The 23,052-nt window shown below is 60.3% G+C and carries 23 protein-coding genes; 18 read left to right on the forward strand and 5 right to left on the reverse strand.

Annotation, left to right across the window (positions count from 1 at the left end):
* Window positions 1-216: 216 nt before the first annotated feature.
* From rplU to CRO59_RS19485, 5 genes are all read left to right on the forward strand, one after another.
* The gene (gene rplU, locus CRO59_RS19465; protein ID WP_003228361.1) at window positions 217-528 is read left to right on the forward strand and encodes a 50S ribosomal protein L21; all 312 of its coding nucleotides are present in this window, start codon (window positions 217-219) and stop codon (window positions 526-528) included.
* Between the two features lie 35 nt (window positions 529-563).
* Window positions 564-821: a 50S ribosomal protein L27 gene (gene rpmA, locus CRO59_RS19470; RefSeq protein ID WP_003228360.1), complete on the forward strand. Its 258-nt coding sequence runs from the start codon at window positions 564-566 to the stop codon at window positions 819-821.
* A gap of 194 nt (window positions 822-1,015) precedes the next feature.
* Window positions 1,016-2,239 carry an Obg family GTPase CgtA gene (gene cgtA, locus CRO59_RS19475; RefSeq protein WP_097089258.1) on the forward strand — a complete coding sequence of 408 codons (1,224 nt, stop codon included), beginning with the start codon at window positions 1,016-1,018 and terminating at the stop codon, window positions 2,237-2,239.
* Window positions 2,240-2,376: 137 nt separating this feature from the next.
* A complete protein-coding gene (proB, locus tag CRO59_RS19480) occupies window positions 2,377-3,495 on the forward strand; it encodes a glutamate 5-kinase (RefSeq protein WP_027612826.1) in 1,119 nt (372 codons plus the stop codon).
* A gap of 12 nt (window positions 3,496-3,507) precedes the next feature.
* Window positions 3,508-3,975, forward strand: coding sequence for a CreA family protein (locus CRO59_RS19485; protein WP_003228353.1), 468 nt, complete (start codon window positions 3,508-3,510; stop codon window positions 3,973-3,975).
* A 183-nt stretch (window positions 3,976-4,158) separates the two neighbouring features.
* Here the strand turns inward: CRO59_RS19485 and rpsT are convergent, their stop codons facing one another.
* Window positions 4,159-4,431, reverse strand: a complete 273-nt coding sequence (gene rpsT / locus CRO59_RS19490) for a 30S ribosomal protein S20 (RefSeq protein WP_003228351.1) — start codon at window positions 4,429-4,431, stop codon at window positions 4,159-4,161.
* 252 nt (window positions 4,432-4,683) lie between these two features.
* Between rpsT and murJ the strand changes: the two genes are divergently transcribed.
* The 6 genes from murJ to ispH all read left to right on the forward strand — a co-directional run bounded on the left by murJ (window position 4,684) and on the right by ispH (window position 12,264).
* Window positions 4,684-6,222, forward strand: a complete 1,539-nt coding sequence (gene murJ, locus CRO59_RS19500) for a murein biosynthesis integral membrane protein MurJ (protein WP_097089255.1) — start codon at window positions 4,684-4,686, stop codon at window positions 6,220-6,222.
* A gap of 129 nt (window positions 6,223-6,351) precedes the next feature.
* The gene (ribF, locus tag CRO59_RS19505; RefSeq protein ID WP_003228347.1) at window positions 6,352-7,290 is read left to right on the forward strand and encodes a bifunctional riboflavin kinase/FAD synthetase; all 939 of its coding nucleotides are present in this window, start codon (window positions 6,352-6,354) and stop codon (window positions 7,288-7,290) included.
* A 13-nt stretch (window positions 7,291-7,303) separates the two neighbouring features.
* Window positions 7,304-10,135: an isoleucine--tRNA ligase gene (gene ileS / locus CRO59_RS19510; RefSeq protein WP_027612823.1), complete on the forward strand. Its 2,832-nt coding sequence runs from the start codon at window positions 7,304-7,306 to the stop codon at window positions 10,133-10,135.
* On the forward strand, window positions 10,128-10,640 hold the full coding sequence (gene lspA, locus CRO59_RS19515) for a signal peptidase II (RefSeq protein ID WP_007963824.1): 513 nt from the start codon (window positions 10,128-10,130) through the stop codon (window positions 10,638-10,640). Before ileS ends, lspA begins: the two co-directional genes overlap by 8 nt.
* 7 nt (window positions 10,641-10,647) lie before the next feature.
* On the forward strand, window positions 10,648-11,085 hold the full coding sequence (fkpB, locus tag CRO59_RS19520) for an FKBP-type peptidyl-prolyl cis-trans isomerase (RefSeq protein WP_177325639.1): 438 nt from the start codon (window positions 10,648-10,650) through the stop codon (window positions 11,083-11,085).
* Window positions 11,086-11,319: 234 nt separating this feature from the next.
* Complete coding sequence (gene ispH / locus CRO59_RS19525) at window positions 11,320-12,264, forward strand: 4-hydroxy-3-methylbut-2-enyl diphosphate reductase (RefSeq protein WP_097089253.1); 945 nt, start codon at window positions 11,320-11,322, stop codon at window positions 12,262-12,264.
* Here the strand turns inward: ispH and CRO59_RS19530 are convergent.
* Window positions 12,221-12,790, reverse strand: coding sequence for a GspH/FimT family pseudopilin (locus tag CRO59_RS19530; RefSeq protein WP_097089252.1), 570 nt, complete (start codon window positions 12,788-12,790; stop codon window positions 12,221-12,223). The genes ispH and CRO59_RS19530 overlap by 44 nt on opposite strands.
* Window positions 12,791-12,921: 131 nt before the next feature.
* On the opposite strand from CRO59_RS19530, the gene CRO59_RS19535 reads away from it, so the two are divergent.
* The 7 genes from CRO59_RS19535 to thiO are packed head-to-tail and all read left to right on the forward strand — an operon-like array spanning window position 12,922 to window position 19,688.
* On the forward strand, window positions 12,922-13,395 hold the full coding sequence (locus CRO59_RS19535; protein WP_097089250.1) for a GspH/FimT family pseudopilin: 474 nt from the start codon (window positions 12,922-12,924) through the stop codon (window positions 13,393-13,395).
* Complete coding sequence (gene pilV / locus CRO59_RS19540) at window positions 13,392-13,841, forward strand: type IV pilus modification protein PilV (RefSeq protein ID WP_097089249.1); 450 nt, start codon at window positions 13,392-13,394, stop codon at window positions 13,839-13,841. Before CRO59_RS19535 ends, pilV begins: the two co-directional genes overlap by 4 nt.
* Window positions 13,838-14,551, forward strand: coding sequence for a PilW family protein (locus tag CRO59_RS19545; protein ID WP_097089247.1), 714 nt, complete (start codon window positions 13,838-13,840; stop codon window positions 14,549-14,551). Before pilV ends, CRO59_RS19545 begins: the two co-directional genes overlap by 4 nt.
* 11 nt (window positions 14,552-14,562) lie before the next feature.
* Window positions 14,563-15,042, forward strand: coding sequence for a PilX N-terminal domain-containing pilus assembly protein (locus CRO59_RS19550; RefSeq protein WP_027612816.1), 480 nt, complete (start codon window positions 14,563-14,565; stop codon window positions 15,040-15,042).
* On the forward strand, window positions 15,029-18,112 hold the full coding sequence (locus CRO59_RS19555; protein ID WP_097089245.1) for a pilus assembly protein: 3,084 nt from the start codon (window positions 15,029-15,031) through the stop codon (window positions 18,110-18,112). The genes CRO59_RS19550 and CRO59_RS19555 overlap by 14 nt, the downstream gene beginning before the upstream one ends.
* Window positions 18,113-18,127: 15 nt before the next feature.
* Window positions 18,128-18,529 (forward strand): type IV pilin protein, encoded by a 402-nt coding sequence (locus CRO59_RS19560; protein WP_097089243.1) that lies wholly within the window; start codon window positions 18,128-18,130, stop codon window positions 18,527-18,529.
* Window positions 18,530-18,587: 58 nt separating this feature from the next.
* Window positions 18,588-19,688: a glycine oxidase ThiO gene (gene thiO, locus CRO59_RS19565; RefSeq protein WP_097089241.1), complete on the forward strand. Its 1,101-nt coding sequence runs from the start codon at window positions 18,588-18,590 to the stop codon at window positions 19,686-19,688.
* A 115-nt stretch (window positions 19,689-19,803) separates the two neighbouring features.
* On the opposite strand, the gene CRO59_RS19570 is transcribed toward thiO, so the two are convergent.
* The 3 genes from CRO59_RS19570 to CRO59_RS19580 are packed head-to-tail and all read right to left on the reverse strand — an operon-like array spanning window position 19,804 to window position 22,959.
* A complete protein-coding gene (locus CRO59_RS19570; RefSeq protein ID WP_097089238.1) occupies window positions 19,804-21,150 on the reverse strand; it encodes a sigma-54 dependent transcriptional regulator in 1,347 nt (448 codons plus the stop codon).
* Window positions 21,147-22,736 (reverse strand): PAS domain-containing sensor histidine kinase, encoded by a 1,590-nt coding sequence (locus CRO59_RS19575; protein ID WP_097089237.1) that lies wholly within the window; start codon window positions 22,734-22,736, stop codon window positions 21,147-21,149. Before CRO59_RS19575 ends, CRO59_RS19570 begins: the two co-directional genes overlap by 4 nt.
* Window positions 22,726-22,959, reverse strand: a complete 234-nt coding sequence (locus CRO59_RS19580) for a PP0621 family protein (protein ID WP_097089235.1) — start codon at window positions 22,957-22,959, stop codon at window positions 22,726-22,728. The genes CRO59_RS19575 and CRO59_RS19580 overlap by 11 nt, the downstream gene beginning before the upstream one ends.
* Window positions 22,960-23,052 lie beyond the last annotated feature (93 nt).

The raw sequence follows: 23,052 nt of genomic DNA on the forward strand, positions 1-23,052 counted from the left end.
GCGCGGCATGCTAGGACCCACACCGGGGCCTGTCAAGGCGCGATGGACGGCCACTTGCGTGACTCTCGCGGCTTGCGTACAATCGCGCACCCTGAACTTCCTGGGCAGCACCTGCCTTACGCAATTGCACTTGGGCCGTTCCAGCCCCATGCAGCCATGCCAGCCAATACCTCTTCTTATAAAGAGCTGGGTGAGCAGGATTATCGGAGAAATACCATGTACGCAGTAATCGTTACCGGCGGTAAGCAATACAAGGTCGCTGAAGGTGAATACCTGAAGATCGAAAAACTGGAAGTCGCTACTGGCGAATCCGTGACTTTTGACCGCGTTCTGCTGGTCGCCAATGGCGACGACGTGAACATCGGCGCACCTGTTGTTGCTGGCGCAACCGTCAAGGCTGAAGTGATCTCCCAAGGTCGTCACGATAAAGTCCGCATCATCAAGTTCCGTCGCCGTAAGCACCACATGAAGCGTATGGGCCACCGCCAGTGGTTCACCGAGATCAAAATCACCGGTATTCAGGCTTAATTACAGCCTAATTCCTCACTAGGAGAATTGAACTCATGGCACACAAAAAAGCTGGTGGTAGTACCCGTAACGGTCGCGACTCAGAAGCCAAACGCCTTGGCGTGAAGATGTATGGCGGCCAGGTCATCAAGGCCGGCAACATCATCGTGCGTCAGCGCGGCACCCAATTCCACGCTGGCTACGGCGTTGGCATGGGTAAGGATCACACCCTCTTCGCGAAAATCGAAGGCGTGATCAAGTTTGAAGTAAAAGGCGCCTTCGGTCGTCGTTACGTGAGCGTTGTCGCGGCTTAATCGCGAGATCGCTGGAAGAGCCCTGTCTTGCGACGGGGCTTTTTCGTTTGTGGGGTGAGTCTCTTGCAAAACTGTTTGTATGGGCTGTCGGCGTGCGATGCAGGTCGTGTTTTGGGGTCGCTGCGCTCATTTTTGCAAGAGTCTTATGTCTTGATTGTTTTTCGGCTCGTCCGTATGGCGAGAGGCGTTGAGTTATGAAGTTTGTAGACGAAGTATCGATCCGCGTAAAAGCTGGCGACGGCGGCAATGGCTGCATGAGTTTCCGTCGGGAAAAATTCATTGAAAACGGCGGCCCGAACGGCGGTGACGGCGGTGACGGCGGTTCCATCTACATGATGGCCGACGAAAACCTCAACACCCTGGTCGACTACCGTTACACCCGGCACTTCGATGCCGAGCGTGGCTCCAACGGCGGCAGCACCGATTGCACCGGCAAGAAGGGTGAAGACCTGATCCTGCGCGTGCCGGTCGGTACCACCGTGATCGACTCGGCCACCCAGGAAGTAATTGGCGACCTGACCAAGGCCGGCCAGAAGCTGATGGTGGTGCAGGGCGGTTGGCACGGTCTGGGCAATACCCGTTTCAAATCCAGTACCAACCGTGCGCCGCGCCAGACCACTCCGGGTAAGCCGGGTGAGCAGCGTGACCTGAAACTGGAAATGAAAGTGCTGGCTGACGTCGGTCTGCTGGGCTTGCCGAACGCCGGTAAAAGTACCTTTATCCGTTCGGTGTCGGCGGCCAAGCCGAAAGTCGCCGACTACCCGTTCACCACGCTGGTGCCGAACCTGGGTGTGGTCAGCGTTGATCGCTGGAAAAGCTTCGTCATCGCCGACATTCCGGGGCTGATCGAAGGTGCGTCCGACGGTGCCGGACTTGGCATTCGCTTCCTCAAGCATTTGGCGCGTACGCGTCTGTTGCTGCACCTTGTCGACATGGCGCCGCTGGATGACACCAGCGCACCGGACGCGGCTGAAGTGATCGTCAACGAGCTGGTCAAATTCAGTCCGTCGCTGGCCGAGCGTGATCGCTGGCTGGTGCTGAACAAGTGCGACCAGATTCTCGAGGAAGAGCACGAAGAGCGCGTCAAGGAAATCGTTGATCGCCTGCAGTGGGAGGGTCCGGTCTACGTGATCTCGGCCATCGCCAAAGAAGGCACCGAGCGCCTGACGCGCGACATCATGCGTTATCTGGAAGATCGTGCCGATCGCCTGGCTAACGACCCGGTGTACAAGGAAGAGCTTGCCGATCTCGATCAGCGCATCGAAGACGAAGCCCGTGCACAGTTGCAGGCGCTGGATGACAAGCGTGCTCTGCGTCGCAGCGGCGTGAAGTCGGTCCACGACATCGGCGACGATGACTGGGACGAAGAAGATGTGGATGATGAAGACGGTCCGGAAATCATTTACGTGCGCGACTGATTCGTTGCAGTAAACTTAAGCGCCGCTCAATCGAGCGGCGTTTTAGTATCTGGAAATCGATCGTTGGTCACCAATAGCCACGATTAACGTCACGGGCAGCGCTGGGTCGCGCTGTCCTCAAGCTAAGGTTGAAGATGATGCGGAGCAAAGTGACAGGTGCGCAGCGTTGGGTCGTGAAGATCGGCAGCGCTTTGCTGACAGCTGATGGCAAAGGGCTGGATCGTGCGGCAATGAGTGTATGGGTCGAGCAGATGGTCGCCCTGCATGAGGCGGGTGTCGAGTTGGTGCTGGTGTCCTCCGGGGCAGTGGCTGCCGGCATGAGCCGCCTGGGCTGGACCGCACGACCCAGTGCGATGCACGAGCTCCAGGCCGCTGCTGCAATCGGCCAGATGGGCTTGGTGCAGGCCTGGGAGTCGAGCTTTGCCGAGCATGGCCGGCACACCGCGCAGATTCTCCTGACTCACGATGACCTGTCCGACCGCAAGCGCTACCTCAACGCCCGCAGCACCCTGCGTGCGCTGGTCGAGCTGAAAGTCATCCCGGTGATCAACGAAAACGACACCGTGGTCACCGACGAAATCCGTTTCGGCGACAACGATACGCTGGCGGCGCTGGTGGCCAATCTGGTCGAGGCTGATCTGCTGGTGATCCTCACCGATCGCGACGGCATGTTCGACGCCGATCCGCGCAACAATCCTGATGCGCAACTGATTTACGAAGCGCGCGCCGATGATCCGACCCTGGATGCGGTGGCGGGCGGCACCGGTGGCGCACTGGGGCGCGGTGGTATGCAGACCAAGCTGCGTGCGGCGCGGCTGGCGGCGCGCTCCGGGGCGCACACGATCATCGTTGGTGGGCGTCTGGAGCGAGTACTCGATCGCCTGAAGGCTGGCGAGCGCATCGGTACGCTGCTGTCGCCTGAGCGCGGCATGCTGGCGGCGCGCAAGCAGTGGCTGGCCGGGCATCTGCAGACTCGCGGCACGCTGGTGCTGGACGAAGGCGCGGTGTCGGCGTTGTCGCAGGGCAACAAGAGTCTGTTGCCGGTCGGCGTCAAATTGGTCCAGGGCAGCTTCCGGCGTGGCGAGATGGTGGTCTGCGTGGCGCCGGACGGTCGTGAGATTGCCCGTGGCCTGGCCAACTACAGTGCGCTTGAGGCGCAAAAAATCATTGGTCAGTCGTCAGATGCAATTGTCGGCGTGCTGGGCTACATGGCTGAGCCGGAACTGGTTCACCGTGACAACCTGATTCTGGTCTAAGGGAAAATACGCATGCGCATGGCTAAAGGATTGTTGGGTCTGCTGATGGCGCTGCCATTGCTGGCCTCGGCCGAGGAAATCGGTCAGGTGTCGACGGTGTTCAAGTTCGTCGGCCCGAATGACCGGATCGTGGTCGAGGCTTTCGATGATCCGAAGGTCGACGGTGTGACCTGCTACCTGTCTCGCGCCAAGACGGGAGGGGTGAAGGGTGGTCTGGGTCTGGCCGAGGATCGCGCCGAGGCGTCGATCGCCTGTCGTCAGGTCGGTCCGATCAAGTTCAAGGGCGAACTGAAGGATGGTGATGAGGTGTTCAAGGAGCGCACATCGCTGGTGTTCAAGACCATGCAGGTGGTGCGTTTCCTCGACAAGAAGCGCAATACGCTGGTGTACCTGGTTTACAGCGATCGCGTGATCGAAGGCAGCCCGCAGAATGCGGTAACCGCGATTCCGATCGTGCCGTGGGTACCCGTCCAGCAGTAACAACGCAAATCCGGAATGTGGGAGCGGGCTTGCTCGCGAAGAGGTCGTGTCAGTTGCTAGAGATGTCGGCTGACAGATTGCATTCGCGAGCAAGCCCGCTCCCACTTTTTTGAGTGCGGGATTCACCAAATCGCAGGCAATAAAAAACCGACCCTAAGGTCGGTTTTTTAATGACTACGTCGATTAAGCAGCTTCTTTCAGTGCCTTGACGTGGCCATTCAGACGGCTCTTATGACGAGCAGCCTTGTTCTTGTGGATGATGCCTTTATCGGCCATACGGTCGATAACTGGCACAGCCAGAACGTATGCAGCTTGAGCTTTTTCAGCGTCTTTTGCGTCGATGGCCTTAACTACATTCTTGATGTAGGTACGAACCATGGAACGCAGGCTGGCGTTGTGGCTGCGACGCTTCTCAGCCTGTTTTGCACGTTTTTTGGCGGAAGGTGAGTTGGCCACCGTCGAGCTCCTCGAAAGACTTTTTAGGAAATAGCAAACAAAATAGGCCGCGAATCATGCCGATGAAGAGAAGTCTTGTCAAGGGCGCTTGAAACGTTCCGCTAAGTGGTAGGTGTAAAGAGGCGGGATATTTATTTCCGGCGCTTGACCTGTAAACTCGCGAGCTTTGGCTCTGTGCTGTTGCGGCGCAGAGTATCGCACAAGTAGGCGCATTGTTCGCCTGCTGTTTATCGACAGGCACACATTCCCTCAATGAATCTGCTCAAATCGTTGGCCGCCGTCAGCTCTATCACCATGCTTTCCCGGGTTCTCGGGTTCGTCCGTGACACGCTCATCGCTCGCACGTTCGGCGCCGGAATGGCCACGGACGCCTTCTTCATTGCCTTCAAATTGCCCAACCTGCTGCGGCGAATCTTCGCCGAGGGCGCGTTCTCGCAGGCCTTCGTACCGATTCTGGCGGAATACAAGAGTCAGCAGGGTGAAGAGGCGACCCGTACCTTTATTGCTTATGTATCGGGCCTGCTGACGCTGGTGCTGGCGCTGGTTACCGCGCTGGGCATGATCGCCGCACCGTGGGTGATCTGGGCCACGGCGCCGGGTTTTGCCGACACGCCGGAAAAATTCCAGCTCACCTCCGACCTGCTGCGGGTGACGTTCCCTTATATATTGCTGATCTCTCTGTCCTCGCTGGCCGGGGCGATCCTCAATACCTGGAACCGCTTTTCGGTGCCGGCGTTCGTGCCGACCCTGCTCAACGTCAGCATGATTGTGTTCTCGCTGTTCCTCACGCCGTATTTCGATCCGCCGGTGATGGCCCTCGGCTGGGCGGTACTGGTCGGTGGTCTGGCGCAGTTGCTCTATCAACTGCCGCACCTGAAAAAGATCGGCATGCTGGTGCTGCCGCGCTTGAATCTGCGCGATAGCGGCGTCTGGCGAGTGATGAAGCAAATGCTGCCGGCGATCATCGGTGTCTCGGTCAGCCAGATTTCGCTGATCATCAACACCATTTTTGCCTCGTTTCTGGTCGCCGGCTCGGTGTCGTGGATGTATTACGCCGACCGTTTGATGGAATTGCCGTCCGGTGTGCTCGGCGTAGCGTTGGGCACCATTTTGCTGCCGACGCTGGCCAAGACTTATGCGAGCAAGGATCGCCACGAATATTCGCGGATCCTCGACTGGGGGCTGCGCCTGTGCTTCGTGCTGGTGTTGCCGTGTGCACTGGCTCTGGGAATTCTCGCCGAGCCACTGACCGTCTCATTGTTCCAGTACGGTCAATTCAGCGCGTTTGATGCGTCCATGACCCAGCGTGCGCTGATTGCCTATTCTGTCGGTCTGCTCGGAATTATCGTGATCAAAGTGCTGGCGCCGGGCTTTTACGCGCAACAGAACATCCGCACCCCGGTAAAAATCGCAATCTTCACACTGGTGTGCACACAGCTGTTCAACCTGATGCTGATCGGCCCGCTGGCTCACGCCGGGCTGGCGCTGGCGATCAGTGCCGGTGCCTGTCTGAATGCCGGGCTGTTGTTCTATCAACTGCGCAAGCAAAAGATGTATCAGCCGCAACCAGGCTGGTACACATTTGGCTTCAAACTGGTGGTGGCAGTGGCGGTGATGTCGGCGGTATTGCTGCTGGGCATGCATTTCATGCCGGCCTGGGATCAGGGGCACATGCTGGAGCGCTTTCTGCGTCTGGGGGCGCTGGTGGTTGCTGGTGTGGTGGCGTATTTCGGTATGTTGCTGCTGCTCGGTTTCCGTCTGCGCGACTTCAATCGCAAGGCTTTGAGCTGAGGTTTCAGCCTTTATAACCGGGCACGGGCCGGCAGTTTTGTCGGCTCGATCACTTTGCGTTACGGTGTTGCCTGTCGTCGACCGTCGGGTGTGGTTATAATCGACCACTTTATGAGCAAGAAGCGCGTTATGCAGCTGGTTCGAGGCCTCCACAACTTGCGCCCCCAGCATCGGGGCTGCGTCGCCACTATTGGCAACTTTGACGGTGTTCACCGTGGTCACCAGGCTATCCTGGCCCGGCTGCGTGAGCGTGCGCTCGAGTTGGGCGTACCCAGCTGCGTGGTGATTTTCGAGCCGCAGCCACGGGAATTCTTTGCCCCGGAGACCGCTCCGGCGCGTCTGGCCCGCTTGCGTGACAAGCTGCAGCTGCTGGCCGCCGAAGGCGTCGACCGGGTGTTGTGCCTGGCTTTCAATCAGCGCCTGAGCAAGCTCAGCGCCAGTGAATTCGTCGATACCATCCTCGTGGACGGTCTCGGCGTGCAGCATCTGGAGGTCGGTGACGATTTCCGCTTCGGCTGCGATCGCCTCGGCGATTTCGATTTTCTGCTGCAGGCCGGCCAGGTCCACGGGTTTACCGTGGAAGCCGCGCAAACCGTCGAGCTGGACGGCATTCGCGTCAGCAGCACTCAGGTGCGCAACGCGTTGGCCGCGGCCGATTTTGCCTTGGCCGAACGCTTGCTCGGCCGCCCGTACCGGATCGCCGGTCGCGTGCTGCACGGTCAGAAACTGGCCCGGCAACTGGGTACGCCCACTGCCAACATTCAACTCAAGCGCCGTCGCGTACCGTTCACCGGGGTTTACCTGGTGGATGTGGACATCGACGGCAAGACCTGGCCTGGCGTCGCCAACATCGGCGTGCGGCCTACGGTCCAAGGTGATGGCAAAGCCCACCTTGAAGTTCATCTACTGGATTTTGCCGGCGATCTGTATGACCGGCGTCTGACGGTGGTTTTCCACCAAAAGCTGCGTGAAGAGCAGCGTTTCGCCTCCCTGGAGGCACTGAAAACGGCGATCAACGCGGATGTCGCCGCCGCCCGTGCACTAGCCGCACCTAGCGCCCATCGCTAATGAAGAGCCTTAAATGACCGACTATAAAGCCACGCTAAACCTTCCGGACACCGCCTTCCCAATGAAGGCCGGCCTGCCACAGCGCGAACCGCAGATCCTGCAGCGCTGGGACAGTATTGGCCTGTACGGAAAGTTGCGCGAGATTGGCAAGGATCGTCCGAAGTTCGTCCTGCACGACGGCCCTCCGTATGCCAACGGCACGATCCACATCGGTCACGCACTGAACAAGATTCTCAAGGACATGATCATCCGCTCGAAGACCCTGTCGGGCTTCGACGCGCCGTATGTCCCGGGCTGGGACTGCCACGGCCTGCCGATCGAGCACAAGGTTGAAGTGACCCACGGCAAGAACCTGGGCGCGGACAAGACCCGCGAGCTGTGCCGTGCCTATGCCACCGAGCAGATCGAAGGGCAGAAGAGCGAATTCATCCGTCTCGGCGTGCTGGGTGACTTCGCCAACCCGTACAAGACCATGGACTTCAAGAACGAGGCCGGTGAAATCCGCGCCCTCGCCGAAATCGTCAAGGGCGGTTTCGTGTTCAAGGGTCTGAAGCCGGTGAACTGGTGCTTCGATTGCGGTTCGGCGCTGGCCGAAGCCGAAGTCGAGTACGAGAACAAGAAGTCCTCGACCATCGACGTGGCGTTCCCGATCGCCGACGAAGCCAAACTGGCCGCCGCGTTCGGTCTGCCGTCGCTGAGCAAACCCGCTTCGATCGTGATCTGGACCACCACCCCGTGGACCATCCCGGCCAACCAGGCATTGAACGTTCACCCTGAGTTCAATTACGCCCTGGTTGATATCGGCGACAAGCTGCTGGTGCTGGCTGAGGAGCTGGTTGAATCCTGCCTGTCGCGTTACGGCGTTGAAGGCTCGGTCATCGCGACCACCACCGGTAAAGAGCTGGAACTGATCAACTTCCGTCACCCGTTCTACGACCGCCTGTCGCCGGTGTACCTGGCCGACTACGTCGAACTGGGCGCCGGCACCGGTGTGGTTCACTCCGCCCCGGCCTACGGTGTGGACGACTTCGTGACCTGCAAGAAGTACGGCATGGTCAACGATGACATCCTCAATCCGGTACAAAGCAACGGCGTGTACGTGCCGTCGCTGGAGTTCTTTGGCGGCCAGTTCATCTGGAAGGCCAACCCGGCCATCGTCGAAAAACTCACCGAAGTCGGTGCGCTGCTGCACACCACCGTCATCGAACACAGCTACATGCATTGCTGGCGCCACAAAACCCCGCTGATCTACCGCGCCACCGCGCAGTGGTTCATCGGCATGGACAAGGAGCCGGTCAGCGGCGACACCCTGCGCGTGCGCTCGCTCAAAGCCATCGAAGACACCAAGTTCGTTCCGGCCTGGGGCCAGGCGCGCCTGCACTCGATGATCGCCAACCGTCCGGACTGGTGCATCTCCCGTCAGCGCAACTGGGGCGTGCCGATCCCGTTCTTCCTGAACAAGGAAAGCGGCGAACTGCACCCACGCACCGTCGAGCTGATGGAAGAAGTCGCCAAGCGCGTTGAAGTCGAAGGCATCGAAGCCTGGTTCAAGCTCGACGCCGCCGAACTGCTGGGCGACGAAGCGCCGCTGTACGACAAGATCAGCGACACCCTCGACGTGTGGTTCGACTCGGGCACCACCCACTGGCACGTGCTGCGCGGTTCGCACCCGATGGGTCACGAAACCGGCCCGCGCGCCGACCTGTACCTGGAAGGTTCCGACCAGCACCGCGGCTGGTTCCACTCGTCGCTGTTGACCGGTTGCGCTATCGACAACCACGCGCCGTACCGCGAGTTGCTGACACACGGTTTCACCGTCGATGAGTCCGGCCGCAAGATGTCCAAATCCTTGGGCAACGTGATTGCGCCGCAGAAAGTCAACGACACCCTGGGCGCCGACATCATGCGTCTGTGGGTCGCGTCGACCGACTACTCCGGCGAAATGGCCGTGTCCGAGCAGATCCTGCAGCGCAGCGCGGACGCCTATCGTCGCATCCGTAACACCGCGCGCTTCCTGCTTTCCAACCTGACCGGTTTCAACCCGGCCACCGACCTGCTGCCGGCTGAAGACATGCTCGCACTGGATCGCTGGGCGGTGGATCGCACGCTGCTGCTGCAACGCGAATTGCAAGAGCACTACGGCGAATACCGTTTCTGGAACGTCTACTCGAAGATCCACAACTTCTGCGTGCAGGAGCTGGGTGGTTTCTACCTCGACATCATCAAGGATCGCCAGTACACCACCGGCGCCGACAGCAAGGCTCGTCGCTCGTGCCAGACCGCGCTGTTCCATATCTCCGAAGCGCTGGTACGCTGGATCGCGCCGATCCTCGCGTTCACCGCCGACGAGCTGTGGCAGTACCTGCCGGGCGAGCGCAACGAATCGGTGATGCTCAACACCTGGTACGAAGGTCTGACCGAGCTGCCGGAAGGCTTCGAGCTGGGTCGCGCGTACTGGGATCGCATCATGGAAGTGAAGGTAGCGGTCAACAAAGAGATGGAAATCCAGCGTGCGGCCAAAGCCGTCGGTGGCAACCTGCAAGCCGAAGTGACGCTGTTCGCCGAAGAAGCGCTGAGCGCCGACCTGGCCAAGCTGAGCAACGAACTGCGCTTTGTCCTGATCACTTCGACTGCCAGCGTGGCACCTTTCGTTCAGGCACCTGCGGACGCGGTAGCCACCGAAGTCAGCGGCCTGAAACTGAAGATCGTCAAATCGGCCTTCCCGAAATGCGCGCGTTGCTGGCATTGCCGCGAAGACGTCGGCGTGAACCCGGAGCATCCGGAAATCTGCGGCCGTTGCGTCGACAACATCAGCGGCGCCGGCGAGGTTCGTCACTATGCCTAACGCCGTTGGCCGTTTCGGACGGCTGAGCTGGCTCTGGTTGAGTTTGCTGGTTCTGGTCATCGACCAGGCCAGCAAGTTCTACTTCGAAGGCAAGCTCGAAATGTTCCAGCAGATCGTGATCATTCCCGATTACTTCAGCTGGACCCTGGCCTACAACACCGGTGCGGCGTTCAGCTTCCTGGCCGACAGCTCCGGCTGGCAACGCTGGCTGTTCGCCCTGATCGCGATTGTGGTCAGTGCGGTGCTGGTGGTCTGGCTCAAGCGTCTGGGGCGCAACGATACCTGGCTGGCTGTCGCTTTGGCGCTGGTGCTGGGCGGCGCGCTGGGCAATCTGTATGACCGCATTGCCCTGGGCCATGTGATCGACTTCATTCTGGTGCACTGGCAGAACCGCTGGTACTTCCCGGCGTTCAACTTTGCCGACAGCGCCATCACCGTCGGTGCGGTGATGCTGGCACTGGACATGTTCAAAAGTAAGAAAACCGGAGAAGCCGTTCATGACTGAACAGGTATTGGCTGAGCAACGCATCGGCCAGAACACGGAAGTCACTTTGCACTTTGCATTGCGCCTGGAGAACGGCGACACGGTCGACAGCACGTTCGACAAGGCTCCGGCGACCTTCAAGGTCGGCGACGGCAACCTGCTGCCGGGTTTCGAAGCGGCATTGTTCGGCTTCAAGGCCGGCGACAAGCGTACGCTGACCGTCGAGCCGGAAAACGCTTTCGGCCAGCCGAACCCGCAAAACGTACAGATCATCCCGCGTTCGCAGTTCGTCGACATGGAGTTGTCGCCGGGTTTGCTGGTGATCTTCAATGATGCGGCCAATACTGAGCTGCCGGGTGTGGTGAAAGAGTTCGATGACGCGCAAGTGACCATCGACTTCAACCACCCGCTGGCCGGCAAGACGCTGACCTTTGACGTCGAGATCATCAACGTCAAAGCGATCTGAGTAACACTGCAAAACCACTGTGGGAGCGGGCTTTTGTGGTGAGGGGATTTATCCCCGATGGGGTGCGAAGCGCCCCCGAATCTGATCACCGCGATTCAGAACCGGAAAGCGTTGACTGTTTTGACGATTGCTTCGCAATCGATCGGGGATAAATCCCCTCGCCACAACAGGCTCGCTCCCACAATGTTTTCAACCGTTTTCGCTATTTCTTGCGCGCAAGACACGAGGCACAGCATGCAAATCAAACTCGCCAACCCCCGTGGCTTCTGCGCCGGTGTGGACCGGGCGATCGAAATCGTCAACCGCGCCCTGGAAGTTTTCGGGCCGCCGATCTACGTGCGTCATGAAGTGGTGCACAACAAGTTCGTGGTCGAAGACCTGCGCAGCCGTGGCGCGATTTTCGTCGAGGAACTGGATCAGGTGCCGGACGACGTCATCGTGATCTTCAGTGCCCACGGCGTTTCTCAAGCCGTACGCAGCGAAGCCGCCGGCCGTGGCCTGAAAGTTTTCGACGCCACTTGCCCGCTGGTGACCAAGGTGCACATCGAAGTCGCGAAATACAGCCGCGACGGACGTGAGTGCATCCTGATCGGCCACGCCGGTCACCCGGAAGTCGAAGGCACCATGGGCCAGTACGACGCCAGCAATGGCGGCGCGATCTACCTCGTCGAAGACGAGAAAGACGTCGCCGAACTGCAAGTGCGTGACCCGGAAAGACTGGCGTTCGTGACCCAGACCACCCTGTCGATGGACGACACCAGTCGGGTGATCGATGCCCTGCGCACACGTTTCCCGGCCATCGGTGGCCCGCGCAAGGACGACATCTGCTACGCCACGCAAAACCGTCAGGATGCGGTCAAGCAACTGGCTGACGAATGCGACGTGGTGTTGGTGGTGGGCAGTCCGAACAGCTCCAACTCCAACCGTCTGCGCGAACTGGCCGAACGCATGGCCACGCCGGCCTACCTGATCGACGGCGCCGAAGACCTGCAGAAGAGCTGGTTCGAGGGTGTCGAGCGCATCGGCATCACCGCCGGTGCTTCCGCGCCGGAAGTGCTGGTGCGCGGCGTGATCCAGCAATTGCAAGCCTGGGGCGCGACCGGTGCCGATGAACTGGCCGGCCGCGAAGAGAACATCACCTTCTCGATGCCGAAAGAGCTGCGCGTCCGCTCGATCTGACGCTCTTCGCCTTCAGGCACAGCGCCTGCTCAGCCTTCGCGCTGGTCAGGCGCACCCGGCCGGTTGCCGCCAGCACCACCTGGCGCTGGCTGACCGGCTCGTGTACCGAGCAGATATGTAACGTCCCTGCCTGAAACGCCCGCCCGGGCATCAGCGGTTGTCCAAGACTGCTGAAGCGCACGTAACGACTGACCAGCCAATTGCCGACGATCGGTGTCCGCCCGTCACTCGCATGTTCCACCAGCAGCGGATTGCTGCTGTCCAGCGACCCCTTGCCGCTGATATCCAGAATGATCCGCCAGCCCTGACTCCAGTCGCCGTTGATGCCATGGATAACCACGCTCTGATTGCGGGTGATGGCCAGGGTGCGGGCGTTGCGAATTCCGTCGAGCAGCGACTGCGCTGCCTGGTCGCGCTGAGTCGACTCGGTGAAGGTGGCGAACGCCGGGCTGACCAGCGACAGAACAATTGCGCCAATCGCCAGTCCCATAAGCAATTCGATCAGGCAGAAACCCTGTTGCGGCATGACAACTCCCTCCGTGGAGCATGAAGCCCGGCGCGATCCTTTTCGCCGGGCAGGGCAAATCAACCGACGCGGGCCGGTTGAATGTTCTAGTTTGTAGAAGCAGGTATAGCCGACGGCAACGGAGGGCATCGATGGATCATCATACAAAAGGTTTCACGCTGCCCGAGTTGTTGGCTGCGGTAGCGGTGATGGTGATCCTCATCACCCTGGCGGTGCCGGGCTTCACCCGCTCGATCCAGAGCAGCAAGGCCGACACCGAAATGGGCGACCTGCAGCGCGCCATCAACTATGCCCGGCTGGAGGCGATTGATCGCGGCGTGACCACGCGCTTGCGCCCGAGCGCCGGCGGCAGCGTGTGGACCGGCGAATTGTCGGTCTACGACAGTACTGGCACACCGGCCAATGTATTGCGGGTTGTTCCAGCGATGAGCAGCGGCGCGACTCTGACGCTACCCTCAGGAGTGACCGCACTGGATTTCAATAATCTGGGTGGCCTGGCGGCGCCGTCGACAGCGGTGGTCATCAGTTACGTACTGGGAACGCAAAGCAGGACGCTGAACGTGTGTCTGAATGGACGAATTCAATTGGGTGGAAGTTGCGGATGAGGGCAGGGAGCACACAGGCACAGGAGGGCATGTCGCTGATCGAGGTGCTGGTCGCGTTGCTGATTCTGACCGTCGGGATATTGGGCGCGGCAGCTGTTCAAGTGAATGCGCTGAAGTACACCGACAGTTCGCGGATGACCAGTCAGGCGAGCTTTATCGCCTACGACATGATGGACCGCATCCGCGCCAACGCCGCCGCCGATTACACGGTGACACCGCCGACCTCGGGCAACCTCAGTGTCGCCCGCGATCAGGATCTCTACGATTTTACCACCAACATCGTCAATTTCGGCGGGCCAACCGCCACCGGCACGATCACCCGCAATCAGCGGGTGTACACCATCACCATCAACTGGAATGACTCACGGGCCGCGAATGCCACCGGTACCACGCGCAGTTTCGTCCTGACCAGCCGTGCAACGGTCGATCCGGTGGCCACGCCATGAAGCACTCCAATCGTGGTTTCGGCCTGATCGAAATGCTTATCGCCCTGGCCCTTGGGCTGATCATCGTGCTGGGGGTGGTGCAGACGTTTCTCGCCGCTAAAAACACTTACGTCAGTCAGAACACCGCTGCAGCGATGCAGGAAGATGCGCGCTTCGTATTGAGCAAGATGATTCAGGAACTGCGCATGGTCGGCATGTTCGGCTGTCTGGGCACGATTACTGACGCGAGCTCGGCGGGGGATTTCAACGCGGCGCAGATCATCCCGATCAGTTGGGACAACAGCAACCTCAAGCTGACTCTGGTTACCGCCGATGTCGGCGGCAGTGGTGGCACGCCGACCTGGACGGTGGTCTCCGATTGCCGCAACAGTGCCACGGCCTATACCGGATTGCGTGCGGCGGCGAGCGGGCAGATCGCCTTTCCGATCCGCCGCTTGATCTACAGCTTCAGCAACAACCAGATTCTCATGGGCACCGGCAGCGGTACCCCGACCCAGCAGGTGTTGGTGAACAACGTCAGCGCGTTCACTGTCATGTTCGGTCTGGCGACGTCCGCCACTGATGTCGCGGCGTCCTCCTACAGCGCCAACCCCAGCGATCCGGCGCGCATCCGCAGTGTGCGCCTGAGCCTGACTCTCACCGACCCGAACAACCGGGTGGCCAATCAAACCTTCAACGTGGTTGCCGCGTTGCGCAACCGCTTGCAATGAGGGCCGGGCCGATGAAGATGACTTTCAACCAGCGGCAAAACCAGCGCGGCATGGTGTTGCTGGTCAGTCTGGTGTTTCTGTTGCTGCTGACCTTGATCGGGCTATCGTCGATGCAGAGCGCCAACCTGCAGGAAAAAATGGCCGGCAGTGTCAGCCTGCGCAATCAGTCGTTCCAAACCGCCGAGGCGGCGTTGCGTATCGGCGAGAGTGCGGTGCAACTCGACAGTTATTCGCTGGCGGTGTGCGCCAGTACCACGCAATGTGCGCCGCCGGCGGAGTCTTCTGTGGTCAGCGCGGCGGGGTTCAATTCGACTTCCGGAGTTACGTGGATCGCTGCCGGTAACGGCTTTTATGGTGTGCAGAACATTGGCACCACCCTGACCGCGGTCAACGTGCCGAGCAACACTTCGGCGACGCTGTATCGAGTTACGGCAGTCGGCATCGCCGGTACTTCGCGCAGTGTGGTGGAGAGCGTCTATGCGAAGTATTAAGCGCTGCTGGACGTTATTGACCGGCATGCTGCTGAGCTTGTATCTGGCGGCACCGGCCTACGCGTTCACGCCGTCCGACTCGCCACTGTTGAGCGCTGCAGCGGTGCCGCCCAACGTGATGTTGCTGATCGATGATTCCGGCAGTATGAACAGCATTATTTATGCGCCAGGATTCGACCCCGGCGTTGATCGCACACCCGCCCGGCAGTGCAACGCGTTGCTCGGACTGTGCCTGAGTTCTACTGCCATCACTGGTGATTCGGTGTTTCTCTCGAGCCTGCCGACCTCGGGTTGTTCCGGTGGGGCCTATGCCTTTTACAACAACAGTATCGCGCCGCTATGCCTGAAACTGCCGGATCCGGTGGGTGGCGGCAACACCCGCTACACCGGGGACTACATCGCCTACGTTGTCGGGCTGGCGATCAACAACGGCACCCGCGACTTCACCAACGGGGCAATTCCCAACGACTATCGGATCAACGTCGCGCGCAATGTGTCCACCGCGCTGGTCACCAGCAACCGTACCTTGCGCATGGGCCTGTCGACCTTCAATCCGGCCACCAGTAACAATTCGGGCAATGGCGGATATATCGCGCGATCGATCAGCGACCTGTCCCCGGTCTCCGGCAGCGTGACCCAGGCGCAGGCCGACGCCAACTACAACGCGCTGATTTCTTCGATCAACGGTTTGAGCGCCGTGGCCAATACGCCGCTGGCAGAAACCTATTACGAAATCACCCGCTACATGCGTGGCATGGCGCCTTACTACAACAGTACGCCGGCGACCTACACCAGCCCGATTCAGTACCGCTGCCAAAAGAACTACGGCGTGGTGATCACCGACGGTTTGCCGACCTACGACCGCACGTTTCCCACCAATGATCCGTTGGGTGGCAGTCGCCTGCCGAACTGGGACGGTATCAACAATGACGGCAACAACCTCAATGGCGATAACGAGGGTGACACGCTGTATCTGGATGACATTGCCAAATTCGCCTTCGACATCGACATGCGTTCCACGGGGACTGACGCCGCTGGCAAAAGCTGGAATGCCGTGGATTTTCCCAAACAGAACATGAACACCTACACCGTGGGTTTTACCGCCGACAACGACATGCTGTCGGACGCCGCCGCTTACGGGCAGGGCAGGTATTACCAAGCCACCGACAGCGCCGGTCTCAACACCGCGCTGTCCTCGGCGTTGAGCGACATCACTTCCAAGGCCGGTTCCGGCGGCAGCGGGGTCACCAGCGGTACCACGCTGGCCAGTGGCACCAGTTATTTCCAGACCAGCTACGATCCCAAGGACTGGCGCGGGACGATCAAGTCTTTCGGCTTCACCTCGGCCGGCGCGGTGAATACTTCGACAGCCCTGTGGACCACCGATACCACGATCGTGCCGGGCGCGACCGCTCCAACCTATCAATCGTGGAACACCTCCAGTAACGCCGCCGTCACCCTGGCCTATGGCAACTTTTCCGCAGCCCAACAGACGACGCTCAGCCAGAGCCTGCCCACCGGTATCAGCGGCAGCGATCTGGTGGAGTGGAGCAAGGGCACCAACAAGACCGGGCTGAAAGTGCGCAGCGTATTGCTCGGCGACATCATCAACTCGCCGCTGGTGCTGGCCTCGCCCAGCGACAAAACCGCCTCCGACCTTTCGGGTGACACCACCTACACTACGTACCTGACCACCAAAGCGGCGAACATGAATTCGAATCTGGTGGTGAATGCCAACGACGGTTTCGTCAACGTGATCAACTCGGCTAACGGCACCCGGCGTTATGCCTACATGCCGTCCAGCGTGTTGCCGTCGCTGCGGCTGATTGCCGACCCGGCTTACATCAATGGCGTCAGCCACAAGTTTCTGGTGGACGGTCAGGTCGGTGTGTATGACGCGCAAATCAACAGCGCCTGGAAAACCCTGGCCATCGGCGGTACCGGTGCTGGCGGCAAGACTTTCTATGCGCTGCAACTGTTCGACGCGTCGGCGGGCAATGTGCTCAATGCCCTGTGGGAAGTCAGTGCACCTGCCACGGCTAACACCGCCAACGCATTCAATGATCTGGGTTACGCCTATGCCCGGCCGGAAGTGGCACGCTTGGCCGATGGTCGCTGGGCGGCGTTCATTGCCAATGGTTATGGCAGCAGCTCCGGGGTGGCGGCGTTGTATGTGCTGGATGTGCGTGACGGTTCGTTGATCAAGAAGATCGTGATCGACAGCACCGAAACCACCAATGGCCTGTCGTCGGTGAAGCTCAAGGTCAATTCGTCGAACGTGGTGCAGGCCGCTTACGGCGGTGACTTGAAGGGTCGCTTGTGGAAATTCGATCTGAGCGCGACATCGACCGACAGTTGGGGCGTGGCGTTTTCCGGTAAGCCGCTGTTCACCACGGCGGGCGGGGCGACTCAACCGATCACCGCGCAGCCGCTGCTGGCGGACAATTCGCTGGGGGGCAAACAGATCTTCGTCGGCACCGGCAAATTCAACGAGACCGCCGACAAGACCAACAAGGATCTGCAGGCATTTTATTCGGTGTGGGATGCCGACGGCGGTTCCGGGCAACTGACGGTCAGCAGCCTGCAGGCGCAGGCAGTGACTGGAGTGTTCTCCGGCAGCACCGGGCAGTTCATCACCACCAGCCAGAACGACACGACCTATCCGGGGGAGAAGGGCTGGTACCTGCCATTGGTGTACAACAACGTGCTGACCGGCGAGCGGGTGATCAATCAGGCCAGTCTGGTGCTCGGACGCATCGTGTTTACCACCGCCAGTGTCGACACCACCGACCCGTGTGCCAGTTTCGGCACCGGCAAACTGGTCGAACTCGATGCGTTCAGCGGTAAGATGCTCAACTACGCGGTGCTCGACACCAACGCCGATGGCGTGGTCGACAGCAACGACACGTTTTCCAGCGGCGTGGTGTTCACCGGCGGGATCCCCACCCTGAACGCCATCGTCAATGGCGCGACGCGCAAGATCGTCAACGATTCCAGTGGCACTGTCACCACACTGGTGGAAAAATCCGGCGGCGGCAGCCGGCGTATCATGTGGCGACAAATACAGTAAGTGAGAGTTTGAGGCATGCGCAGATTCAACCGAGGTTTCACCCTGATCGAAATCATGATCGTGATTGCGATCATCGGGATCATCATCACCATCGCCGCACCGAGCTACACCGAATACCTGAAAAAGGGCCGACGTGCCGAAGTGGTGTCGCTGCTCTCGGAGCAGGCGCAGAGCCTCGAGCGTTTCTATACCAAAAACAACGTCTACACCGGTATCACTGGTCTGAGCGCGGGCAATGATTTCTATACCATCACCCCGACGATCGCTGATCAGACCTTCCTGCTGACGGCCACCCGCAAGGCCGGCACTGCCATGGCCACCGACAAGTGCGGGGACTTCACCCTGACCAACACCGGCGTCAGAAGCATGAACAACGCTACCACCGGGCTGACCACCAAGGATTGCTGGGGCCGCTGAGGTACCTTCTTAAGGGCGCCTTTTTGCGCCCACTGTCTTTTTTACGGTTGGATCAAACATGACCAGGCAACAGCAAGTGGTGATTGTCGGTGGCGGGGTGATTGGCCTGCTGACCGCCTACAACCTCGCCTCCGAAGTGCGCAGCGTGGTGCTGCTGGATCGCTCGAACGTCGGCCAGGAATCGTCCTGGGCGGGCGGCGGTATCGTTTCACCGCTGTACCCGTGGCGCTACAGCCCGGCAGTCACCGCGCTGGCGCATTGGTCGCAGGATTTTTATCCACAGCTGGGCGAGCGGCTGTTTGCCGATACCGGGGTTGATCCCGAAGTGCACACCACCGGCCTGTATTGGCTGGATCTGGAGGATGAAGCCGAGGCGCTGGCTTGGGCCGAGCGGAAAAACCGTCCGCTGCGGGCTGTGGATATCTCGGCGGCGCACGACGCAGTGCCGGTGTTGGGCGGCGGGTTCTCCCGGGCGATCTACATGGCCGATGTGGCCAATGTGCGTAACCCGCGTCTGGTCAAATCATTGAAAGCCGCTTTGCTGGCGCTGCCGAACGTGACGATTCACGAGCAATGCGAAGTCAGCGGGTTTGTTCGCGAAGGCGAGCGGGTGGTTGGCGTCGAGACGTCCAAAGGCGTGATCAGTGGCGATCAGGTGGTGCTGACGGCCGGGGCATGGAGCGGTGATCTGCTCAAGACGCTGGACCTGACGCTGCCGGTGGAGCCGGTCAAGGGCCAGATGATTCTCTACAAATGCGCAGCGGATTTCCTGTCGAGCATGGTGCTGGCCAAGGGGCGTTATGCGATTCCGCGTCGCGACGGGCACATTCTGATCGGCAGTACGCTGGAGCACGAAGGCTACGACAAGACGCCGACCGATGTCGCGTTGCAGAGCCTCAAGGCTTCGGCCGTCGAGCTGCTGCCGGCGCTGGCGGAGGCCGAAGTGGTGGGGCACTGGGCCGGTTTGCGCCCGGGCTCGCCTGAGGGAATCCCGTATATCGGCCGCGTGCCGGGGTTTGAGGGGGTGTGGCTGAACTGCGGGCATTACCGCAATGGCCTGGTGCTGGCGCCGGCGTCGTGTCAGTTGTTTGCCGATATGATGTTGGGGCGTGCGCCGATTATCGATCCGGCGCCGTATGCGCCTGCAGGTCGCATTTAGTCAGATATTTCTCTGTAGCCTGGCAGATCGCTTTCGCGAGCAGGCTCGCTCCCACAGTTGATCTTTGTCGATCACAAAATCCAATGTGGGAGCGGGCTTGCTCGCGAAGGGGCCCTCAATCCAGACCGAGTTTCTTCAGCCGATAACGCATCGACCTGAACGACAAACTCAAGCGCTGCGCCGCCGCCGTGCGATTCCAGCGCGTTTCCTCCAGCGCCTGCAGGATCAGCTTGCGCTCGACGTTCTCCAGATAATCCTCAAGGTTGTCGATTTGCGTCAGGTCGGCAATACCGTCCTCGACTGCGCAATTGCCTTCGCTCAAGCGCAAATCCGCAGCCTCGATCACCTGGTTTTCGCACAGCGTGTGCGCGCGTTCGAGGACATTCTCCAGTTCTCGCACATTTCCGGGAAAACGATAACGCTTCAGTGCTTCAAGCGCTTGCGGGTGCAATTGGGCTGCCGGCTGGCCACTGTTGCTGGCCAGACGCTGGAGCATGTGCGTGGCCAGCACTTCGATGTCGTCGCGCCGTTCGCGCAGGGACGGCACGCGCAGTTCGATCACATTCAAGCGGTAATACAGGTCCTGGCGAAAGCGCCCGGCGGCGACTTCCGCTTCCAGGTCTTTGTGTGTGGCGCACAGAATGCGCACATCGACCACGGTTTCTTGCTGGCCGCCGACGCTGCGCACGGCTTTTTCCTGAATCGCCCGCAGCAGCTTGACTTGCATCGACAGCGGCAGATCCGCCACTTCATCGAGAAACAGGGTGCCGCCGTGCGCGGCCTGAAACAGCCCCGGTTTGTCGTCCACCGCGCCGGTAAAGCTGCCTTTGCGATGGCCAAAAAATTCGCTCTCCATCAGCTCTGAAGGGATCGCCCCGCAGTTGACCGGTACAAACGGCTGTTGCGCGCGCGGCCCTTGTTCGTGGATCAACCGCGCGACCAGCTCTTTGCCGCTGCCCGATTCGCCGCTGATGTAGACCGGTGCCTGACTGCGCGCCAATTTGTCGATCTGTTTGCGAAGGTCGCGCATGGGCTGCGAGTCGCCAAGCAGGCGCCGATCTATCGACGATACAGCGCCACCCGCCGCCGGCATGCGCAGTGCGGTGCTGACCAGTTCACGCAGGCGCGTGAGATCAACCGGTTTGGTGAGGAAGTCGAAGGCCCCGGCCTTCAACGCATTAATCGCGGTTTCCAGGCTGCCATACGCGGTGATCATCGCCACCGGCAGTTGTGGATAACGTTGCTGGATGTGCTGCACCAGGTCCAGCCCCGTGCCGTCGGGCAGGCGCATGTCGGTCAGGCACAGGTCGAACGCATTGCGCTGCAACAGTGCCTGGGCTTCGCCGAGGTTGCGAGCACTGAAGGTGTCGAGTTTCATCCGTCCCAGGGTGATTTCCAGGAGTTCGCGGATATCCGGTTCGTCGTCGACGATGAGGATTTTTTGCCGTGGGCTCGTGTTCAACTTTGTTTCCGTCCGTGAGCAAAGGTGATGCGAAAGCAGCCGCCGCCTTGGCGTGGTTTGAAGTCTAGGCGCGCCTGGTTGCTTTCGCACAGCTCACGGGACAGATAAAGCCCAAGGCCGGTGCCTTGGCTGCTGGTGGTGAAGAACGGTTCGAACAGATGCGCCTGCTGATCGGACGGGACACCGGGGCCGTTGTCCTGCACTTCGAGCACCGCCAGCTGGCTGTCGGGGTCGACGAACAGCGCCAGCCAGACTTCGGCCTGCTGGTGCAGCAGGGCGCTGTGCCGCCAGCCGTTGCGTAACAGATTGTCGAGAATCTGCGTGAGCTGGTCGGGATCCATCAACGTGATGAAGTCCCCGGAATTGATCCGCAAATGAATCGACTGGCGCTCGCTCGCCTGCTCGCGGCTCTCGGCAACAAAGTGTTCCAGCCACGGTTTGAGATCCAGCCGTTGCGGAGCGCTTTGCTGGCGGCGCGACAGTTGTAGGACGTTTTCGATGACTCGGTTCATGCGCTGGGAGTGGTCTTGAATGATCTGCGTCAGACGCCGATCGGCGCTATCGAGTTCCTCGGACTCCGCCAATAGCTGCGCGGCATGACTGATGGCGCCCAGTGGATTGCGGATTTCATGGGAGATGCCGGCAGTCAGACGCCCCAGTGCGGCGAGTTTGAGCTGCTGGGCTTGCTGAGCGATTTGCGCCAGATCTTCGAGGAACACCAGGGTTTGCTGGTTGGGACTCTGGTCGAGGGCGATGAAGCTGGGTTGCAGTTCCAGGCCGTTGCCGGGGATCTTCAGGCTCTGCGGGCGCAGGGTCGGGTTGCTCAGCCACAGCTGCAGACGCTCGACCAATGCCGGCGAGTAGTCGCTGATCAAATGCCCTTCAAGATGCGACTGGGCCAACAGATTTTTCGCGCTGTGATTGGCCAGCTGTACCCGGCGCTGTTCGTCGAGCACCAGGATGCCGGTGCGCATGCGTTGCAGAATCAGGGCGTTGAGGGCTTCAAGACTGGTGACTTCGCTGGCACGCTGTTCGGCGAGATTTTCGCTGACTTCCAGACGCCGGATCAGGCCCTGGACCAGCAACGATGCGGCAAAACACAAAGCGCCGAGGGTCCCGGCTTGCAGATAGTCATTGGCGCTCAGGGGGTGACTGAAGCCCAGCAGAAAGCTGGAGCCGACAATGCCGAGTGCGCCGATGGCGGCAATCAGCAGGCCGATGCGCCGGCGCAGCAGGGTGTTGGCGATCGCCACCGAGACAATCAACAGGTTGCCGATGGCGCTGGCCACGCCGCCCGCCGCGTAGAACAGGCCGCACAGCAACAGCACATCGACCAAGGCCAGGGTGAACAACTGCGCCGGGCGGCGGGTGTTCTCCAGGAACACCACCAGCAGAATGTTCAGCACCAGATACAACCAACTGCCGCTGCGCAGCAGATCGTCGTCGGCCGACGTCAGCAGGCGGTTGTCCATGTTGCTGGAGATCAGCAACACCAGGGTGATGCCGACGCTTAAACGGTAGAGGTGATAAAGGCGCAGCAGGCGCTGCGCCTGTTTACTGTCGGCGTTGGCGGCCTCAGCGATCACTGGTGCCCGGGCCTTGCTCAAGGTGAGCCTGGCTGCAATACCACTGTTGTTGAAGGTTCAGCGCGCGGTCGCGCGGCAGGTGCACGCCGCAATGGGCGCAGCGCACCATCGGCGCGGCGTCATGCTCGCGGGGCGACTGGGCGGAAGCGGCGGGCGCCTTGAATTTGCGCCACAGCCATACCGCAGCGAAAATCAGGACAATCCAGAACAGTAAACGAAGCATGATGGGCGGCTTTTCGGCTAATGATTCGGCAGTTTAGCCAAGGCGCCGGCAAGCGCACAGACTATTAATGCGCAGCCATGAAAAAGGGAGATC

It is taken from the genome of Pseudomonas sp. LAMO17WK12:I5 (assembly GCF_900215165.1).
GTDB lineage: Bacteria > Pseudomonadota > Gammaproteobacteria > Pseudomonadales > Pseudomonadaceae > Aquipseudomonas > Aquipseudomonas putida_A.